Origin of the sequence: Acinetobacter sp. AOR18_HL, assembly GCF_027855145.1 — a bacterium.
Lineage (GTDB): Bacteria > Pseudomonadota > Gammaproteobacteria > Pseudomonadales > Moraxellaceae > Acinetobacter > Acinetobacter pittii.
Map to the genome: position 1 here is coordinate 1 of NZ_JAKTIG010000041.1, position 3161 is coordinate 3161.

Annotated in this window: 4 protein-coding genes; 1 reads left to right on the forward strand and 3 read right to left on the reverse strand. The window is 33.3% G+C overall.

Translation table 11 applies throughout. The features are described from left to right. The 3 genes from MKL51_RS11735 to MKL51_RS11745 all read right to left on the reverse strand — a co-directional run. Positions 1-938, reverse strand: a 938-nt coding sequence (locus tag MKL51_RS11735) for an IS30-like element ISAba125 family transposase (protein ID WP_079396101.1), incomplete at its 3' end; no start/stop codon positions are given. A 37-nt stretch (positions 939-975) separates the two neighbouring features. After that, positions 976-1671 carry a hypothetical protein gene (locus MKL51_RS11740; protein ID WP_270904324.1) on the reverse strand — a complete coding sequence of 232 codons (696 nt, stop codon included), beginning with the start codon at positions 1669-1671 and terminating at the stop codon, positions 976-978. A gap of 158 nt (positions 1672-1829) precedes the next feature. Continuing rightward, the gene (locus MKL51_RS11745; RefSeq protein ID WP_057073769.1) at positions 1830-2045 is read right to left on the reverse strand and encodes a hypothetical protein; all 216 of its coding nucleotides are present in this window, start codon (positions 2043-2045) and stop codon (positions 1830-1832) included. Between the two features lie 178 nt (positions 2046-2223). Here MKL51_RS11745 and MKL51_RS11750 point away from each other — a divergent pair. Continuing rightward, on the forward strand, positions 2224-3161 hold a 938-nt coding region (locus tag MKL51_RS11750), incomplete at its 3' end, for an IS30-like element ISAba125 family transposase (RefSeq protein ID WP_079396101.1).

A 3161-nucleotide genomic window follows, 5' to 3' on the forward strand; every position in this document is an offset into this window, starting at 1 on the left:
TTTCTAGGACGAGTATTCAGTGACATGGCAACTTGATTTAAATAATGCTGATCTGCCTGATTTAAATCAATCCCTTTAGGTAAATATTGCCTAATTAAACCATTCATATTTTCGCATGTGCCTTTTTGCCAAGGTGAATGTGGGTCACAGAAATATACATCTATGCCTAAATCTTCTTCGAGTATTTTATGTTCTGACATCTCGCGTCCACGGTCATAGGTCAACGTTTTACGCAGTTCTGCAGGTAAATATTTCAGAGCTTCAGTTAAAGCCTTGCGCACTGATTCTGCCTTTGCATCAGGTAATGTTGCCAAGATACAGAGCCGTGTATTTCGTTCAATAAGTGTTGCTATCGAACTTTTATTGTCTTTACCTTTAATTAAATCAGCTTCCCAATGACCCGGTATTTTTCTTTCTTGAACTTCGGCTGGGCGCTCATGAATAGTTTTAATATCCTGTAATATAGAATCTTTTTTAGGTTCACCGTTAGCTTTTCGCTTTTTATTTTCATGACGCAGACAGGATAATAAGTCTTTTTTCAACTCACCCTTGGGTAATGCTCGTATCGTTGAATAAATCGTTGTATGGCTTACATTCATTGTTTGATCCAAATCAGGAAATGTCTTTAAACGCTTTGCTATTTGCTGAGGAGACCATAAACAACGGATCGCTTCAACAATAAATTTCCAGAGGATTGAATCGATTTTGAGTTTTCTGTGACCACGTCTACGTCTAGCGAAGGTGTTATCAGAAGCATATCGAGCTTGATAAACGTCATTGATGCTATTTCTTTTAAGCTCACGATAGATCGTACTAGGATGTCTTTTAATGAGTTCAGCAAATTTTCTGGCTGAAAAGCCTTCTTTTCTTGACTCAAGCATTAATGCAGTACGATCTTCAAAGTTAAGATGATGGTATGACAATTTTATATACTCCATAAACCCTTTAAATTAATTAGGTGGTTTATGTCGCACTTCAAGTTTTACTCTGCCATATTTCCGAATCATAGCTATAAAGTCTCATCAATACTGTATGACTTGACTCATCTAATATTGATTCAACAAATAATTCTCCAATTGTTTTTCCATTTATTTCCATAACTATAAGAATAAAAATTGTTTTCAACCAAGTAACAAACTGCTCTCTAGTAACTTTTAATTGAATTAACAAATTATCATCAATCAATGGATTATTGATTTCTAATTTCTCATATTCAGCTAATAAAACAGCATCTACAGGCTTAAGATCAGCGCACTTACCAAATGTATTAATTACTTTTTCAATACTAAAAGGATTTCTAATAAAATTTAATAATTTAGCAAAAACAAGTTTATGTAATAGTTCTTTATCAATGTTCTCTCGATTTTGTAATTTAGTAATTAACTCAGACGTAAGTTTCTCAATATTGTTTTCATATCTTCCAAAAAAAATTTCGAAATTACTTGTTGTTTTATCTGAAAAAAGTTCAAAAGAATACAAATCATTTGCACTTAAATTACTCTCAATTTTTACTCCATTTGGGTCTGTGAGTTTGTATTTTAGTTTCTCCCTATCTTGAAGCTCATATTCAAAAATTCTCCTTTTCTTTTTATCGCGTGTCGGATCAATTGAGTTTAGTTTTTGCTCTACTTGAGCAATGTAATGTTGATTATGACGGTTATTCTTAAACATAATTCCCCCTTAAATGAAGATAAAATTTATCATTTCTATATAAATAAAAAAAGTCCGCACCTTGGGGAAGTTGCGGACTATAAACTACAAAAACTAAAGCGTTAACCAGTTCTCATAATTTAATATAAATTAAAAATAATATCAACTTTTCTGAATTATTAATTTTGGCCTCTAATTATTTTTTCAACGATTTGTGAGGCTTCATGAAAATCTATATCAAAACAAATCCAAAACCTTAATCGCTTATCTCCAAGAATATAACTTTGAATGAAATATTCTGACTTCTTCTCTGGATCAATTTCAGCAGCTTTAAATGAATAAACATCTTTCTCAACAACCTGACCGTTGAGATCACCACCTATACAAATTTTCATTATTTTACTCTTTCTATTAATTTTTGATCTTACCATTGATTTTATTGTCACTACTATTGGTAAATTTTTTTACTTCATCCATTCCAACAATTTTAATTTCTTTAGGATTATTCTGGTTAAGAAGGGCAGAGTAAAACTTGAAGTGCGACATAAACCACCTAATTAATTTAAAGGGTTTATGGAGTATATAAAATTGTCATACCATCATCTTAACTTTGAAGATCGTACTGCATTAATGCTTGAGTCAAGAAAAGAAGGCTTTTCAGCCAGAAAATTTGCTGAACTCATTAAAAGACATCCTAGTACGATCTATCGTGAGCTTAAAAGAAATAGCATCAATGACGTTTATCAAGCTCGATATGCTTCTGATAACACCTTCGCTAGACGTAGACGTGGTCACAGAAAACTCAAAATCGATTCAATCCTCTGGAAATTTATTGTTGAAGCGATCCGTTGTTTATGGTCTCCTCAGCAAATAGCAAAGCGTTTAAAGACATTTCCTGATTTGGATCAAACAATGAATGTAAGCCATACAACGATTTATTCAACGATACGAGCATTACCCAAGGGTGAGTTGAAAAAAGACTTATTATCCTGTCTGCGTCATGAAAATAAAAAGCGAAAAGCTAACGGTGAACCTAAAAAAGATTCTATATTACAGGATATTAAAACTATTCATGAGCGCCCAGCCGAAGTTCAAGAAAGAAAAATACCGGGTCATTGGGAAGCTGATTTAATTAAAGGTAAAGACAATAAAAGTTCGATAGCAACACTTATTGAACGAAATACACGGCTCTGTATCTTGGCAACATTACCTGATGCAAAGGCAGAATCAGTGCGCAAGGCTTTAACTGAAGCTCTGAAATATTTACCTGCAGAACTGCGTAAAACGTTGACCTATGACCGTGGACGCGAGATGTCAGAACATAAAATACTCGAAGAAGATTTAGGCATAGATGTATATTTCTGTGACCCACATTCACCTTGGCAAAAAGGCACATGCGAAAATATGAATGGTTTAATTAGGCAATATTTACCTAAAGGGATTGATTTAAATCAGGCAGATCAGCATTATTTAAATCAAGTTGCCATGTCACTGAATACTCGTCCTAGAAA

What these genes read in the sequence shown, in the direction of transcription:
- MKL51_RS11745 (WP_057073769.1), bottom strand. Translation starts at nt 2,045, where the DNA reads ATGAAAATTTGTATAGGTGGTGATCTCAACGGTCAGGTTGTTGAGAAA.
- MKL51_RS11740 (WP_270904324.1), bottom strand. Translation starts at nt 1,671, where the DNA reads ATGTTTAAGAATAACCGTCATAATCAACATTACATTGCTCAAGTAGAG.